General features: G+C 74.0%; 13 protein-coding genes. All 13 read left to right on the forward strand.

Annotated features, from left to right (window positions below):
* Window positions 1–48: 48 nt before the first annotated feature.
* The 13 genes from hisI (at window position 49) to CELF_RS09155 (ending at window position 14,854) form a co-directional block, all read left to right on the forward strand.
* Window positions 49–465, forward strand: a complete 417-nt coding sequence (gene hisI, locus CELF_RS09095) for a phosphoribosyl-AMP cyclohydrolase (RefSeq protein ID WP_013770956.1) — start codon at window positions 49–51, stop codon at window positions 463–465.
* Window positions 462–2,030 (forward strand): anthranilate synthase component I, encoded by a 1,569-nt coding sequence (locus tag CELF_RS09100; RefSeq protein ID WP_013770957.1) that lies wholly within the window; start codon window positions 462–464, stop codon window positions 2,028–2,030. The genes hisI and CELF_RS09100 overlap by 4 nt, the downstream gene beginning before the upstream one ends.
* Window positions 2,027–2,650, forward strand: coding sequence for a Trp biosynthesis-associated membrane protein (locus tag CELF_RS09105; RefSeq protein ID WP_013770958.1), 624 nt, complete (start codon window positions 2,027–2,029; stop codon window positions 2,648–2,650). Before CELF_RS09100 ends, CELF_RS09105 begins: the two co-directional genes overlap by 4 nt.
* Before the next feature lie 68 nt (window positions 2,651–2,718).
* Window positions 2,719–3,024 carry an HGxxPAAW family protein gene (locus CELF_RS09110; RefSeq protein WP_013770959.1) on the forward strand — a complete coding sequence of 102 codons (306 nt, stop codon included), beginning with the start codon at window positions 2,719–2,721 and terminating at the stop codon, window positions 3,022–3,024.
* Between the two features lie 90 nt (window positions 3,025–3,114).
* A complete protein-coding gene (locus CELF_RS09115) occupies window positions 3,115–3,585 on the forward strand; it encodes a DUF4190 domain-containing protein (protein WP_013770960.1) in 471 nt (156 codons plus the stop codon).
* A 13-nt stretch (window positions 3,586–3,598) separates the two neighbouring features.
* Window positions 3,599–3,991 carry a DUF2752 domain-containing protein gene (locus CELF_RS09120; protein WP_013770961.1) on the forward strand — a complete coding sequence of 131 codons (393 nt, stop codon included), beginning with the start codon at window positions 3,599–3,601 and terminating at the stop codon, window positions 3,989–3,991.
* A gap of 52 nt (window positions 3,992–4,043) precedes the next feature.
* Complete coding sequence (locus CELF_RS19485; RefSeq protein ID WP_013770962.1) at window positions 4,044–4,673, forward strand: DUF4190 domain-containing protein; 630 nt, start codon at window positions 4,044–4,046, stop codon at window positions 4,671–4,673.
* 134 nt (window positions 4,674–4,807) lie between these two features.
* Window positions 4,808–5,620 (forward strand): indole-3-glycerol phosphate synthase TrpC, encoded by an 813-nt coding sequence (gene trpC / locus CELF_RS09130; RefSeq protein ID WP_013770963.1) that lies wholly within the window; start codon window positions 4,808–4,810, stop codon window positions 5,618–5,620.
* Window positions 5,617–6,933, forward strand: a complete 1,317-nt coding sequence (trpB, locus tag CELF_RS09135) for a tryptophan synthase subunit beta (RefSeq protein ID WP_013770964.1) — start codon at window positions 5,617–5,619, stop codon at window positions 6,931–6,933. The genes trpC and trpB overlap by 4 nt, the downstream gene beginning before the upstream one ends.
* Window positions 6,934–6,944: 11 nt before the next feature.
* Window positions 6,945–7,790 carry a tryptophan synthase subunit alpha gene (gene trpA / locus CELF_RS09140; protein ID WP_013770965.1) on the forward strand — a complete coding sequence of 282 codons (846 nt, stop codon included), beginning with the start codon at window positions 6,945–6,947 and terminating at the stop codon, window positions 7,788–7,790.
* The gene (gene lgt, locus CELF_RS09145; RefSeq protein ID WP_013770966.1) at window positions 7,787–8,668 is read left to right on the forward strand and encodes a prolipoprotein diacylglyceryl transferase; all 882 of its coding nucleotides are present in this window, start codon (window positions 7,787–7,789) and stop codon (window positions 8,666–8,668) included. Before trpA ends, lgt begins: the two co-directional genes overlap by 4 nt.
* A gap of 155 nt (window positions 8,669–8,823) precedes the next feature.
* Window positions 8,824–13,395, forward strand: coding sequence for a glutamate synthase large subunit (gene gltB, locus CELF_RS09150; RefSeq protein ID WP_049791554.1), 4,572 nt, complete (start codon window positions 8,824–8,826; stop codon window positions 13,393–13,395).
* Window positions 13,388–14,854, forward strand: a complete 1,467-nt coding sequence (locus tag CELF_RS09155) for a glutamate synthase subunit beta (RefSeq protein WP_013770968.1) — start codon at window positions 13,388–13,390, stop codon at window positions 14,852–14,854. The genes gltB and CELF_RS09155 overlap by 8 nt, the downstream gene beginning before the upstream one ends.
* The last annotated feature ends 61 nt before the right edge of the window (window positions 14,855–14,915 follow it).

A 14,915-nucleotide genomic window follows, 5' to 3' on the forward strand; every position in this document is an offset into this window, starting at 1 on the left:
CCGCGGACGGCCCCCGTCGCCGCCACGGCACCGTGGCAGGATCAGGGCGTGCCCGAGACCAGCCCCGCCACCGCCCGCACGGGCCTCGCCCCCGACGTCGCCGACCGCCTGCGTCGCGACGCGCACGGGCTCGTCGCCGCCGTCGTGCAGCAGCACGACACGCGCGAGGTCCTCATGGTCGGCTGGATGGACGACGAGGCCCTGCACCGCACGCTCACGAGCGGTCGCGTCACGTTCTGGAGCCGCTCACGGCAGGAGTACTGGCGCAAGGGCGACACGTCCGGCCACGCGCAGTACGTCAAGGCCGTGAGCCTGGACTGCGACGGCGACGCGCTCCTCGTCGAGGTCGACCAGGTCGGCGCCGCCTGCCACACCGGAACCCGCACGTGCTTCGAGGCGGGCGGCCCCGTGCCGGCCGTCGTCGGCCACCGTCCCGACCCGTCCACCGCCGGAGGTCCCGCATGACCGCCCCCACCGTCCCCGCCGACGCCGTCACCGCGGACGTCCCCTGGGGCGGCACGTGGCCGTCGCTCGGCACCTTCCGGACGCTGGCCGCGGACCGGCGCGTCATCCCGGTCGTGCGGCGGCTCCTCGCCGACGACGTGACGCCCGTGGGCCTGTACCGCTCGCTCGCCGCGGGCCGCCCCGGCACGTTCGTGCTGGAGTCCGCGGAGTCCGACGGCACGTGGAGCCGCTGGTCGTTCGTCGGCGTGCGCTCGCGCGCGACGCTCACGGTGCGCGACGGCGAGCCGGTCTGGGTCGGTGACGTCCCCGTCGGCGTCCCGACCACGGGCGACGCGCTCGACGTGCTCGGTGCGACGCTCGACGTCCTGCGCACGCCCGCGATCGCCGGGCTGCCGCCGCTGACCGGCGGCCTGGTCGGCGCGCTCGGGTGGGACGTCGTGCGGCACTGGGAGCCGACGCTGCCCGCGAAGGCGCCGGAGGAGCTCGGCGTCCCCGAGCTCACGCTGCTGCTCGCCACGGACCTCGCCGTCGTCGACCACCACGACGGGTCGGTGTGGCTCGTGGCGAACGCGATCAACTTCGACGACACCGACGCGCGCGTCGACGAGGCGCACGCGGACGCCGTGGCCCGGCTCGACGCGATGCAGGAGGCCCTGCTGCACCCCGTCGCGCCCGGTGTCGCGCTGCTGGCCGACGAGCCGGAGCCCGAGCTCGAGTTCCGCTCCACCCGCGAGGAGTTCGAGCAGTCCGTGCGGATCGGCCAGGAGGCGATCCGGGACGGCGAGGTGTTCCAGGTCGTGCTGTCCCAGCGGCTCGACCTCGACTGCCCGGCCGAGCCGCTCGACGTGTACCGGGTGCTGCGCACCATCAACCCGAGCCCGTACATGTACTACCTGCAGCTGCAGGACGCCGACGGGCGCGACTTCGCGGTCGTCGGCTCGAGCCCGGAGACGCTCGTCAAGGTCACCGACGGGCACGTCGTCACGTTCCCCATCGCCGGCTCACGTCCCCGCGGGGCGACGCCGGAGGAGGATCGTGCGCTGCAGGACGAGGTGCTCGCCGACCCCAAGGAGCGCGCCGAGCACATCATGCTCGTCGACCTGTCGCGCAACGACCTCGTCAAGGTGTGCGAGCCGTCGAGCGTCGAGGTCGTCGAGCTCATGGCCGTCAAGCGGTACTCGCACATCATGCACATCACCTCGACCGTCGTCGGGCGCCTGCGGGCGGGGGCGACCGCGCTCCAGACCCTCGTCGCGACGTTCCCCGCGGGCACCCTGTCGGGTGCGCCGAAGCCGCGCGCGATCGCGCTCATCGACGAGATCGAACCCGCCCGCCGCGGCATCTACGGGGGCACCGTGGGGTACTTCGACTTCGCGGGCGACATGGACATGGCCATCGCGATCCGCACCGCGCTCATCCGCGACGGGCGCGCGAGCGTGCAGGCGGGCGGCGGGATCGTCGCCGACTCGGTCCCCGCGCTCGAGTACGCCGAGTCGCGGAACAAGGCCGCGGCCGCCGTGCGCGCCGTGCAGGTCGCGGCGCGGCTGCGCCGGGCGGGCGGATGACGCAGGACCGACCGCCGCAGCCGGCCGGCGGGCCCGGCGGGCCGGACCGCGGCGCGACGGCGCCCGGCCGGCGGGGGCGCGGCCGGGCGGCCGCGGTGCTGGTGCTGCTCGCCGCCCTCACGGGCGCGGTCGCCGTGCCCACGTGGCTGACGGCGCGCGGCACGACGGCGCTGCGCGGCACGGTCGAGCTGCCCGTGGCCGGGACCCAGGTCGCCCCGGGCATCGTCGGCGCCGCCGTGGTGCTGCTCGCGGCCGCGGCGGCGGTCGCCCTCGTGGGACGGGCCGGTCGCTGGCTCGTCGCGGTCGTGACGGCGGCCGCGGGCGTGCTCGTCGGCGCGTCGGCCGTGGCGGTCCTCGCCGACCCGCGCGCCGCCGCGCTCCCGGTCGTCACCACGCAGACGGGCGTCGGGCGGGTCGTGGGCGCGGTCGAGGTCACCCTGTGGCCGTGGGCGGCGACCGCCGTCGGCGTGGCCGTGGTGCTGTCCGCCGGCTGGCTCGTGCGGACGTCGCGGACGTGGCACGCGCCGTCGCGGCGGCACGAGGCGACGCCGGCGGCCGAGGGGCCGGTCGACGAGCGCGGCGCCTGGGACGCGCTCAGCCGGGGCGACGACCCGACCTGAGCCCGCCGTGTCCGCAGGTCGGGGGTCCGCTAGGGTGGGGCCGAACCTCGCACGAAGGGCACCACCTGATGTCTGACCAGTCCCTCGCGCACCGCGCGCAGCACGCCACCCGGACCGAGACGGTCCACCTCCCTGCGGCGACCCCGCCCGTGAACCACGGCAAGACGGTCGCCGGCTGGACGACCGCCTACGGCGTGGTCATCGGCGGTCTGGTCGCGTCCGTCGGTGTCGTGCTCGCCCTCGTCTGGCTCTTCTGGGCCGGGCTCGGCCTCGCCGTCGCGGCCCTGATCCTCGGCAAGGTGCTGCAGGGGCTGGGCTACGGGCAGGGCGGGTCGCACACCGTCGCCCGCGACGGGCGCGCCGGCGCGCACTGACGCCGCGACAGCTCGTCCGCACGACCGGCACCCCACGGCACCGACCCACCGTCCACGCCCGGCCGACCGGCCGCACGTCCAGGAGGACCCATGTCGACACCGAACGACCCGCAGACCCCCGGCTGGCAGCCCGACGACGCGAAGGGCGAGACGCCGGCGACGCCGCAGTACCCGAGCGCGCCGCAGTACCCGTCGGCGCCCGGCTACCCGGCGGCCCCCGGCGCGGGTCCGGTCCCCGCGGCCGCGCCCTACGCGGGTCAGTACGGCACCGCGTACCCGAAGAACGGGCTCGGCGTCTGGTCGCTCGTGCTGGGCGTGGTCGGCTTCGTCCTGTGCGGCCTATTCACCGGCATCCCGGCGATCATCGTCGGCGCCAACGCCAAGAAGGCCGTCGCGCGAGGCGAGGCGAACAACGGTGGCCTGGCGACCGCGGGCGTCGTGCTCGGCTGGATCGCGACCGTGCTGTCCGTCATCGGCTTCATCGCCCTCATCGTGATCCTCTCGAACGCCGATCTCCGTGACCAGTACTTCGACACCTACAGCACCACGTCGACCTACTGACCTGACGGACGGGGTGCGTCGTGCACGCACCCCCCTGCTCGTCGGGGCGACGACGGCGCTCGCAGGCGTCGTCGTCGCGCTGCACGACCCTCACGTCGCGGGCAGCTACGGGATCTGTCCCGTGCTGCTGCTCACCGGGCTCGTGTGCCCCGGGTGCGGCGGGCTGCGTGCGGTGCACGACCTCGCGCACCTCGACCTGGCGGCTGCCTGGTCGATGAACCCGCTGGTGGTGACGCTGCTGCCGCTCGTCGTCGCCGTGTGGACCGTCTGGACCTGGCGCGCCCTCGCCGGTCGCCCTCGCCCGCGTTCCGTCCCCGCCGGGCTGCTGTGGGCGTTGCTCGTCGTGGTCGTCGTCTTCGGCGTCGCCCGCAACGTGCCGGCACTCGCCCCGTGGCTCGCGCCGTGAGCCACGCCCGCGTCACCGTCCTGTCCGTCGAACCCCTTCCCAGGAGCACTCCGTGAGCACGAACGACCCGCAGCCGTCCGACCCCTGGCGCAAGCCCGAGCCCGCCGGGCAGGACGACCCGTTCCGCAAGGCCGAGGACCCGGCCGCCGGAGCGACGCCCGCGGAGCCCTACGGCGCGACGCCGTCGACGGGCGCCCCGCAGTACCCGGGCGCCGCGCCGCAGCCCGCCGCGTACCCGGGCGCGCAGCCGCCGGGCGGCGAGCAGTACCCCGGCGCCCCGCAGTACCCGGGCGCCGCGTCGCCCGCGTACCCGGCCGCCCCGCAGTACGGCACCGCGCCGCAGCAGTACGGCGCCGCGCCCCAGCAGTACGGGACGCCGGGCTACGGCGCGCCCTACCCGTACACGGCGTACGCCTACCCGAAGAACAACCTCGGCGTGTGGGCGCTGGTGCTCGGCATCGCGTCGCTCGTGATGTGCGGGTTCGTCTCCGGCATCGCGGCGATCATCATCGGCAACAAGGCCAAGAAGGCGGCGCTCGCCGGCGAGGCCGACAACGGGGGCATGGCGACGGCCGGTGTGGTCACCGGCTGGATCGGCACCGTCCTGTCGGGCATCGGCGTGCTGATCTACGTCGTCGCGATCGTGATCGCGATCGCGACGTCCTCGACCGGCTCCTACTGACGTCGCCGCACGCCGGTCCACGGACCGGCGTGTGGTCGGCCTCACCCGACGGCCCCCGTACCATGACCAGGACAGACCTGCCCGCAACCGACACGGTCGCGGGCTCGCCGACCGGGGGAAGGGGTGAGGCTTCGATGACCGTGCTGGACGACATCGTCGCGGGCGTCAGGGAGGACCTTGCCGTCCGCGAGGCGGCGGTCCCGCTGGCCGTCGTCAAGGAGCTCGCCGCCAAGCGGCCGTCGGCGGTCGACTGCATCGGCCGCCTGCGCGTCGAGGACGCGGTCACGGTGATCGCCGAGGTCAAGCGTTCGAGCCCCAGCAAGGGCGCGCTCGCGACGATCACGGACCCGGCCGCGCTCGCCGCGGAGTACGAGAAGGGCGGCGCCACCGCGATCTCGGTGCTCACCGAGCAGCGCCGGTTCAACGGCTCGCTCGCCGACCTCGACGCGGTCCGCGCGCGCGTCGACATCCCGGTGCTGCGCAAGGACTTCGTCGTCACGCCGTACCAGGTGTGGGAGGCGCGGGCGCACGGCGCCGACCTCGTGCTGCTCATCGTCGCGGCGCTCGAGCAGACGGTGCTCGAGTCGCTCGTCGACCGCGTGCACTCGCTCGGCATGACGGCGCTAGTCGAGGTGCACGACAGCGAGGAGGCCGCGCGGGCCGCCGACGCGGGTGCGCGCGTGATCGGCGTGAACGCCCGCAACCTCAAGACGCTCGACGTCGACCGCACGACGTTCGCCCGGGTCGCGCCCTCGATCCCGTCCGACGTGGTGAAGATCGCCGAGTCCGGCGTGCGCGGGCCGCACGACGTCATGGACTACGCGCGCGCCGGTGCGGACTGCGTGCTCGTCGGCGAGGCGCTCGTGACCGACGACGCCCCCCGGCAGTCGGTCGCGGACCTCGTCGCCGCGGGCGCCCACCCCTCGCTGCGGGCGGTGCGGCAGTGACCGCACGTCGCGGCGCCGGCCCGACCGGTGCGCCGCTCGACCCCGGTGCGGCGGCGGGTCCGCTCGCCACGCACGCCGGCCCGTACTTCGGCGACTTCGGCGGCCGCTTCGTCCCCGAGGCGTTGATCGCGGCGCTCGACGAGCTCGACACCGAGTACCACAAGGCGCTCACCGACCCGGCGTTCGGCCGCGAGCTCGCGCGTCTGCACCGCACGTACACCGGTCGGCCGAGCCCGCTGACGGAGGTGCCGCGGTTCGCCCGGCACGTCGCCGACGGGGTGCGCGTGTTCCTCAAGCGCGAGGACCTCAACCACACCGGCTCGCACAAGATCAACAACGTGCTGGGCCAGGCGCTGCTCGTGAAGCGCATGGGCAAGACGCGCGTCATCGCCGAGACGGGCGCGGGCCAGCACGGCGTCGCGACCGCGACGGCAGCGGCGCTGCTCGACCTCGAGTGCGTCGTCTACATGGGGGAGGAGGACACGCAGCGCCAGGCCCTCAACGTCGCGCGCATGCGGCTCCTCGGCGCCGAGGTCGTCCCGGTGACGATCGGCTCGCGCACCCTCAAGGACGCGATCAACGAGGCGCTGCGCGACTGGGTCGCGAACGTCGAGACGACGCACTACCTGCTCGGCACGGTCACGGGCCCGCACCCCTTCCCGGAGATGGTCCGCGACTTCCACAAGATCATCGGCGAGGAGGCCCGCGCTCAGCTCCTCGAGGAGGTCGGCCGGCTGCCCGACGCGGTCGCGGCGTGCGTCGGCGGCGGCTCCAACGCGATGGGCATCTTCAACGCGTTCCTCGACGACGCCGACGTGCGCCTGTTCGGCTTCGAGGCCGGCGGTGCGGGCATCTCGAGCGGCCGCCACGCGGCGCGGTTCTCGGGCGGTCTGCCGGGCGTGCTGCACGGCGCCAAGTCGTACCTGCTGCAGGACGAGGACGGCCAGACGCTGCCGAGCCACTCGGTCTCGGCCGGGCTGGACTACCCGAGCGTCGGCCCCGAGCACGCGTGGCTGCACGACATCGGCCGCGCGCAGTACCGGCCGGTGACGGACGACGAGGCGATGGAGGCGTTCCGCCTGCTGTGCCGGACCGAGGGGATCATCCCGGCGATCGAGTCGGCGCACGCGCTCGCCGGAGCGATCAGCCTGGGCCGCGAGGCGGCGACGTGGCGCGGGGACGACGGCCACGACCCGGTGCTCCTGATCAACCTGTCGGGCCGCGGCGACAAGGACGTGGCGACCGCCGCGGCGTGGTTCGGCCTCATCGAGGACGAGCCGGTCGTGCTGGCCGACGAGAACGAGCAGCTGTGACGGAGGCGGCGGTGGGCACGGTGGACGTCCGGACGGCGACGGGGGAGCACCTCGACCGCCTGCGAGACGGGGACGGCGCGACGCCGGGCCGGGCGGCGCTCGTCGGGTACCTGCCCGTCGGCTACCCGAGCCTCGCCGGTTCGGTGGACGCGGTGAACGCGATGGTCGACGCGGGCGCCGACGTCGTCGAGCTCGGCGTCCCGTACACGGACCCCGTCATGGACGGTCCGATCATCCAGCGCGCCGTGGACGCGGCCCTCGCGGGCGGCACACGCGTGCGGGACACCCTCACGGCGGTCGAGCGGGTCGCCGGCCGCGGTGCGCCGGTGCTGGTCATGACGTACTGGAACGTCGTGCTGCGCTACGGCGTCGAGGCGTTCGCCCGTGACCTCGCGGCCGCGGGCGGGGCCGGGCTCATCACGCCCGACCTCATCCCCGACGAGGCGCAGGACTGGGTCCTCGCGTCGGACACCCACGGTCTCGACCGCGTGTTCCTCGTCGCTCCCAGCTCGACGCCCGAGCGGCTGGCGTCGACGAGCGCCGCGTCGCGCGGGTTCGTCTACGCGGCCTCGACGATGGGCGTGACGGGCGAGCGCGCGAGCGTCGGCGCGCGCGCCGAGCAGCTCGTCGCCGACACCCGTGCCGCCGGCGCGCCGCGCGTCTGCGTCGGGGTCGGGGTGTCGACCGCGGAGCAGGCGGCGCAGGTCGCGGCCTACGCCGACGGCGTCATCGTCGGGTCGGCGTTCGTCCGCCCGCTCGTCGCGGGCGTCGACGCGGACGACCTGCCGCGTGGCATCGACGCGCTCGCGCGCGTCACGGCCGACCTCGCCGCAGGTGTGCGGTCGGTCGTGCGGTGAGCACCGTGCTGCCGCTCGCTATCCCGAGCCCGTCGCAGGGCGTCTGGCACCTGGGCCCGTTCCCGGTGCGCGCGTACGCGATCGCGATCCTCATCGGGATCGTCGTGGCCGTCGTCATCACGCGACGCCGCTGGGCCGAGCGGGGCGGCGACCCGGACACGGTGCTCGACATCGTGTTCTGGGCGGTGCCGTTCGGCATCGTCGGCGGCCGGCTGTACCACGTCGTCTCCTCGCCGCAGGCGTACTTCGGCGAGGGCGGTGAGCCGCTGCGCGCGCTGTACGTCTGGGAGGGCGGGCTCGGCATCTGGGGCGCGATCGCGCTGGGCGCGGTCGGTGCCTGGATCGGCGCGCGGCGCAACGGCGTGCGGCTCGCCCCGTTCGCCGACGCGCTCGCGCCCGCGCTGCTCGTCGCGCAGGCGATCGGCCGGCTCGGCAACTGGTTCAACCAGGAGCTCTTCGGCGGCCCGACGACGCTGCCGTGGGGCCTGCGGATCGACGACGCGCACCTGCCCGCGGGGTTCGAGTCGGGGACGCTGTTCCACCCGACGTTCCTCTACGAGATCGTGTGGAACCTCGCCGGAGCCGCGCTGCTCGTGTGGGCCGACCGTCGGTTCCGGCTCGGGTACGGGCGCGTGTTCTGGCTCTACGTCGTCGTCTACACCACGGGCCGGCTCTGGATCGAGATGCTCCGGATCGACCCGGCGAACGACATCCTGGGCGTGCGACTCAACGTCTGGACGTCCCTCATCGTGGGCCTCGGGGCGCTGGTAGCGTTCGTGGTGGTCGGGCGCCGGCATCCAGGGCGCGACACGACCCTCCTGCGGGAACCCCCGACCGTGCAGGACGACGAGGAGAGCACGTCCACGACCGCCCGCTGACCGCGGGTCGGGTGTGACCCACCTCACGAAGTGGCGATGCGGCTCGTATTGTTTCCGGGTTGTATCGTCGCCCCACGTCTGGGCCGACGACGTCCCGCGTTCCCCCCATGTTCGACAACGCCCCGGTCCCCCGGGGACTCGTGAGGACGGTGCAGATGTCGACGTCGCACGTGAGCCCCGGCGCACTCGACCTGACGTCGGGCGCGGCGCAGCAGGGCCTGTACGACCCCGCCGCCGAGCACGACGCCTGCGGTTTCGCCTTCGTCGCCACGCTCCGCGGAACCCCCGGCCGTGACATCGTCGACGCGGGCCTGACCGCGCTGCTCAACCTCGACCACCGCGGCGCCGTCGGCGCCGAGGAGGACAGCGGTGACGGCGCGGGCATCCTGACCCAGATCCCCGACGCGTTCCTGCGTGACGTCGTCGACGCGGAGCTGCCGCCGGCCGGCTTCTACGCGATCGGCATGGCGTTCCTCCCGGTCGACGAGGTCGAGCAGCGCACCGTCGTCGCCGCGGTCGAGTCGATCGCGGCCGAGGAGAAGCTCGACGTGCTCGCGTGGCGCGACGTCGTCGTGACGGCCGACCTGGTCGGCCCCACGGCGCGGGCGTCCATGCCGGTGTTCCGCCAGCTCGTCGTCGCCGACCCCTCCCGCGAGCTCGCCGGGATCGACCTCGACCGGCGCGCGTACCGGCTGCGCAAGCGGGCCGAGCGCGAGCTGGGCCTGTACTTCGCGTCGCTGTCGGCCCGCACGCTGGCGTACAAGGGCATGCTCACCACCGGGCAGCTCGAGCCGTTCTTCGCGGACCTGTCCGACCCGCGCTACGCGAGCGAGATCGCGCTCGTCCACTCGCGCTTCTCGACCAACACGTTCCCGTCGTGGCCGCTCGCGCAGCCGTTCCGGCTGGTCGCCCACAACGGCGAGATCAACACGGTGCGCGGCAACCGCAACTGGATGGCCGCCCGCGAGGGCACCCTGGCGAGCGAGGCGCTCGGCGACCTGACGCCCCTGCTGCCGGTCTGCACCCCGGGCGGGTCGGACTCCGGCAGCTTCGACGAGGTGCTCGAGCTGCTCCACCTGTCGGGCCGCTCCCTGCCGCACGCGGTCATGATGATGATCCCGGAGGCGTGGGAGAACCACGCCCAGATGGACCCGGCCCGGCGCGCGTTCTACGAGTACCACTCGACGCTCATGGAGCCGTGGGACGGCCCCGCCGCGATGACGTTCACGGACGGCACCCTGGTCGGCTCGGTGCAGGACCGCAACGGCCTGCGGCCGGGGCGCTACTGGGTCACCGAGGACGGCCTCGTGGTGTGCGCCTCGGAGGCCGGCGTGCTCGACATCGACCCGGCGACGGTCGTCGCGAAGGGCCGTCTCGAGCCGGGGCGGATGTTCCTGGTCGACACCGGCAAGGGCCGGATCGTCGAGGACTCCGAGATCAAGGCCCAGCTCGCGGCGCAGCGGCCGTACGCGGAGTGGGTCCGGGACAACTCGGTCTACCTCGAGCAGCTGCCCGAGCGCGAGCACGTGGCGCACTCGGCCGCGTCCGTGCGCCGCCGGCAGCGGACGTTCGGCTACACCGAGGAGGAGCTCAAGATCCTGCTGTCGCCCATGGCGGCGGCCGGTGCCGAGCCGCTCGGCGCGATGGGGTCGGACACGCCCGTCGCGGTGCTGTCCAGCCGTCCGCGCATGCTGTTCGACTACTTCACGCAGATGTTCGCGCAGGTCACGAACCCGCCGCTGGACGCGATCCGCGAGGAGCTCGTGACCGCGATCGGCGGGGCGATCGGCCCCGAGCCGAACCTGCTGGAGGACGGTCCGGCGCACGCGCGCAAGCTCGTCCTGCCGTTCCCGGTGCTGGACAACGACCAGCTCGCCAAGATCGTGCACGTCCAGAAGGAGCCGGGTCTCGGCTTCCGCGCCACGACGATCCGCGGCCTGTACCGCGCGGCCGGCGGGGGAGCGGCCCTCGAGGCGCGCCTGGAGGAGATCTTCGCGGAGGTCGACCGGGCGGTCGCCGACGGCGTGAGCTTCCTCATCCTGTCGGACCGCAACTCGGACGCCGAGCTCGCGCCGATCCCGTCGCTGCTGCTGCTCTCCGCGGTGCACCACCACACGCTGCGCCGGCACACGCGCACCCAGATCTCGCTCGTGGTCGAGGCCGGCGACGTCCGCGAGGTGCACCACGTCGCGCTGCTCATCGGGTACGGCGCCGCCGCGGTCAACCCGTACCTCGCGATGGAGTCCGTCGAGGACCTCGCCCGCAACGGGTACCTGCCGGGCGTCTCGCCCGAGAAGGCCGTCAAGAACCTCATCAAGGCGCTCGGCAAGGGCGTCCTGAAGGTCATGTCGAAGATGGGCATCTCGACGATCGCCTCCTACCGGGGCGCGCAGGTGTTCGAGGCGATCGGCCTGTCGCAGCCGCTCGTCGACCGGTACTTCACCGGCACCACGAGCCGCCTCGGCGGCATCGGCCTCGACGTCATCGCGGCCGAGGTCGCGGCCCGCCACGCCGACGCGTACCCGGCGAGCGGCAACCGTCAGCCGCACCAGCGGCTCGCCGTCGGCGGCGAGTACCAGTGGCGCCGTGACGGCGAGGACCACCTGTTCGACCCCGAGACGGTGTTCCGCCTGCAGCACTCGACGCGCACGCGCCAGATGGACGTGTTCCGCGAGTACACCCACCGCGTGGACGAGCAGTCGTCGCGGCTCATGACGCTGCGCGGCCTGCTCGCGTTCAAGGAGGGCGTGCGCGAGCCCGTCCCGCTGGACGAGGTCGAGCCGGTGAGCTCGATCGTCCAGCGGTTCAGCACGGGCGCGATGTCGTACGGGTCGATCTCCGCCGAGGCGCACGAGACGCTCGCGATCGCCATGAACCGCCTCGGCGCGAAGTCGAACACGGGCGAGGGCGGCGAGGACCCGGAGCGCCTGTACGACCCGGAGCGTCGCTCGGCGATCAAGCAGATCGCGTCGGGCCGGTTCGGCGTGACGAGCGAGTACCTGACGCACGCGGACGACATCCAGATCAAGCTCGCGCAGGGCGCCAAGCCCGGCGAGGGCGGGCAGCTGCCCGGGCACAAGGTCTACCCGTGGGTCGCCAAGACGCGGCACTCGACGCCCGGCGTGGGCCTCATCTCGCCGCCGCCGCACCACGACATCTACTCGATCGAGGACCTCGCGCAGCTCATCCACGACGCGAAGAACGCGAACCCGTCGGCGCGCATCCACACCAAGCTCGTCAGCGAGTTCGGCGTGGGCACGATCGCCGCGGGCGTCGCCAAGGCGCACTCGGACGTCGTGCTCATCTCGGGCCACGACGGCGGCACCGGCGCGAGCCCGCTGACGTCGCTCAAGCACGCCGGGACGCCGTGGGAGATCGGCCTCGCCGAGACCCAGCAGACGCTCGTGCTGAACAACCTGCGCGACCGCGTCGTCGTGCAGGTCGACGGGCAGCTCAAGACCGGCCGGGACGTCGTGGTCGGCGCGCTGCTCGGTGCCGAGGAGTTCGGCTTCGCGACGGCCCCGCTGGTCGTGTCCGGCTGCGTCATGATGCGCGTCTGCCACCTCGACACGTGCCCCGTCGGCGTCGCGACGCAGAACCCCGAGCTCCGGGCCCGGTTCTCGGGCAAGCCCGAGTTCGTCGTGACGTTCTTCGAGTTCATCGCGCAGGAGGTGCGCGAGTGGCTCGCGCGTCTCGGCTTCCGCACGCTCGAGGAGGCCGTCGGCCACGTCGAGCTGCTCGACACGCGGGCCGCGATCGACCACTGGAAGGCGGAGGGTCTCGACCTGGCGCCGGTGCTCGCCGTGCCCGAGCCGGTCGCCGGCTCGACGCTGCACCACTCGACGTCGCAGGACCACGGCCTGGACCGCGCGCTCGACAACCAGCTCATCGCCCTCGCCCAGGACGCCCTGGAGCGGCAGGAGCCGGTCCGCATCGCGCTGCCCATCCGCAACGTGAACCGCACGGTCGGCACGATGCTCGGCCACGAGGTCACGAAGCGGTACGGCGGCGCGGGCCTGCCCGACGACACGATCGACGTCACGGTCACCGGCTCGGCCGGCCAGTCGTTCGCCGCGTTCCTGCCCCGCGGCATCACGCTGCGGCTGTTCGGGGACGCGAACGACTACGTCGCGAAGGGACTGTCGGGCGGACGCGTCGTGGTGCGCCCCGACCGCAGCGCGGTGCTGTCGCAGCACGACGTCATCGCGGGCAACGTCATCGGCTACGGCGCGACGTCCGGCCAGGTGTTCCTGCGCGGCCGCACGGGCGAGCGCTTCGGCGTCCGCAACTCGGGCGCCACGCTGGTCGTCGAGGGCGTGGGCGACCACGGCTGCGAGTACATGACGGGCGGCACGGTCGTCGTGCTCGGCCGGACGGGCCGCAACTTCGGCGCGGGCATGTCGGGCGGCACGGCCTACGTGCTCGACCTGGACCCCGCGCTCGTCAACACCGACGCCGTGCGCAGCGGCGAGCTGTCGCTCGACGCGCTCGACGACGAGGACGCCGCCCTCGTCGAGGGCCTGCTGCGCACGCACCTGCAGGAGACCGGCTCGCCGGTCGCCGCGCAGCTGCTCGAGGACCCTGCGGCGACCCGGGCGCGGTTCACGCGCCTGCTGCCCACCGAGTACGCCCGCGTCCGTCGTGCGCTCGCGCAGGCCGAGGCCGACGGCCTCGACCCCGCGGCCCCCGGCGTGTGGGACCAGATCCTGGAGGTGGCCCGTGGCTGACCCCCGCGGCTTCCTGAAGGTGCGCGAGCGCGAGCTCCCGCCCAACCGCCCGGTCGAGGTGCGCCTGCGCGACTGGAAGGACGTGCACGCCCACCTGCAGGAGGGCCAGCCGTACCTCAAGGAGCAGGCCGGCCGCTGCATGGACTGCGGCATCCCGTTCTGCCACAACGGCTGCCCGCTGGGGAACCTCATCCCCGAGTGGAACGAGCTGGTGTGGCGCGGGCAGTGGTCCGACGCGATCGACCGCCTGCACGCCACGAACAACTTCCCGGAGTTCACCGGGCGGATCTGCCCCGCGCCGTGCGAGTCGAGCTGCGTGCTCGGCATCAACCAGCCGCCGGTCACGATCAAGAACGTCGAGGTCTCGATCATCGACGAGGCGTTCGACCGCGGGTACGTGACCCCGCAGGTGCCGCAGCGCCTCACGGGTCACACCGTCGCGGTCGTCGGCTCGGGTCCCGCGGGCCTCGCCGCCGCCCAGCAGCTCACGCGCGCCGGCCACACCGTCGCGGTGTACGAGCGGGACGACGCGATCGGCGGCCTGCTGCGCTACGGCGTGCCGGACTTCAAGCTCGAGAAGATCCACATCGACCGCCGGCTGGCGCAGATGGAGGCCGAGGGCACCCGCTTCCGGCCGGGCGTCGAGATCGGGCGGGACGTCACCTGGGAGCAGCTCCAGGCGCGCTACGACGCGATCGTCGTCGCGACCGGCGCCACCGTGCCGCGCGAGCTGCAGGTCCCCGGCAAGGAGCTGGGCGGCGTGCACGTCGCGATGGACTTCCTGCACCAGGCCAACGCGGTCGCCGCGGGCCGCGAGGTGGCCGACCAGATCACCGCGACCGGCAAGCACGTCGTCATCATCGGCGGCGGCGACACGGGCTCCGACTGCCTCGGCACGGCGCTGCGGCAGGGTGCGGCGTCGGTCACGACGCTCGCGATCGGCAAGCGCCCGCCGGAGAGCCGTCCCGAGAGCCAGCCGTGGCCGACCGACCCGATCGTGTTCGAGGTCTCGTCCTCGCACGAGGAGGGCGGGGAGCGCGCCTACCTCGCCTCGACCGTGGAGTTCCTCCCCGGCGAGGACGGTGCCGTCGCGCGGCTGCGGCTCGCGACCACCGAGTACCTGCCCGACGGCCGGCGCGTCCCGACGCCCGGCACCGAGCGGGAGATCCCGGCGGACCTCGTGCTCGTCGCGATGGGCTTCACCGGCCCGGAGACCGCGCTGCTCACCGAGCAGCTCGGCGTCGAGCTGACGTCCCGCGGCCTCGTCGCGCGCTCGGACGACTTCGCCACGACCGTGCCCGGCGTGTACGTCGCCGGCGACGCGGGCCGCGGCCAGTCGCTCGTCGTGTGGGCGATCGCCGAGGGACGTGCCGCGGCGGCCGCCGTCGACCGGTACCTGTCGGGCGGCAGCGAGCTGCCCGCACCGGTCACCGCGAGCACCGTGGCGCTGCGCCCCTGACCCACCCAGGACTGCCGTCTTCTACGGTCGGGGCGAGGGCCTGGGCCGGGACGTTGGTCCG

It is taken from the genome of Cellulomonas fimi ATCC 484 (genome assembly GCF_000212695.1).
GTDB lineage: Bacteria > Actinomycetota > Actinomycetes > Actinomycetales > Cellulomonadaceae > Cellulomonas > Cellulomonas fimi.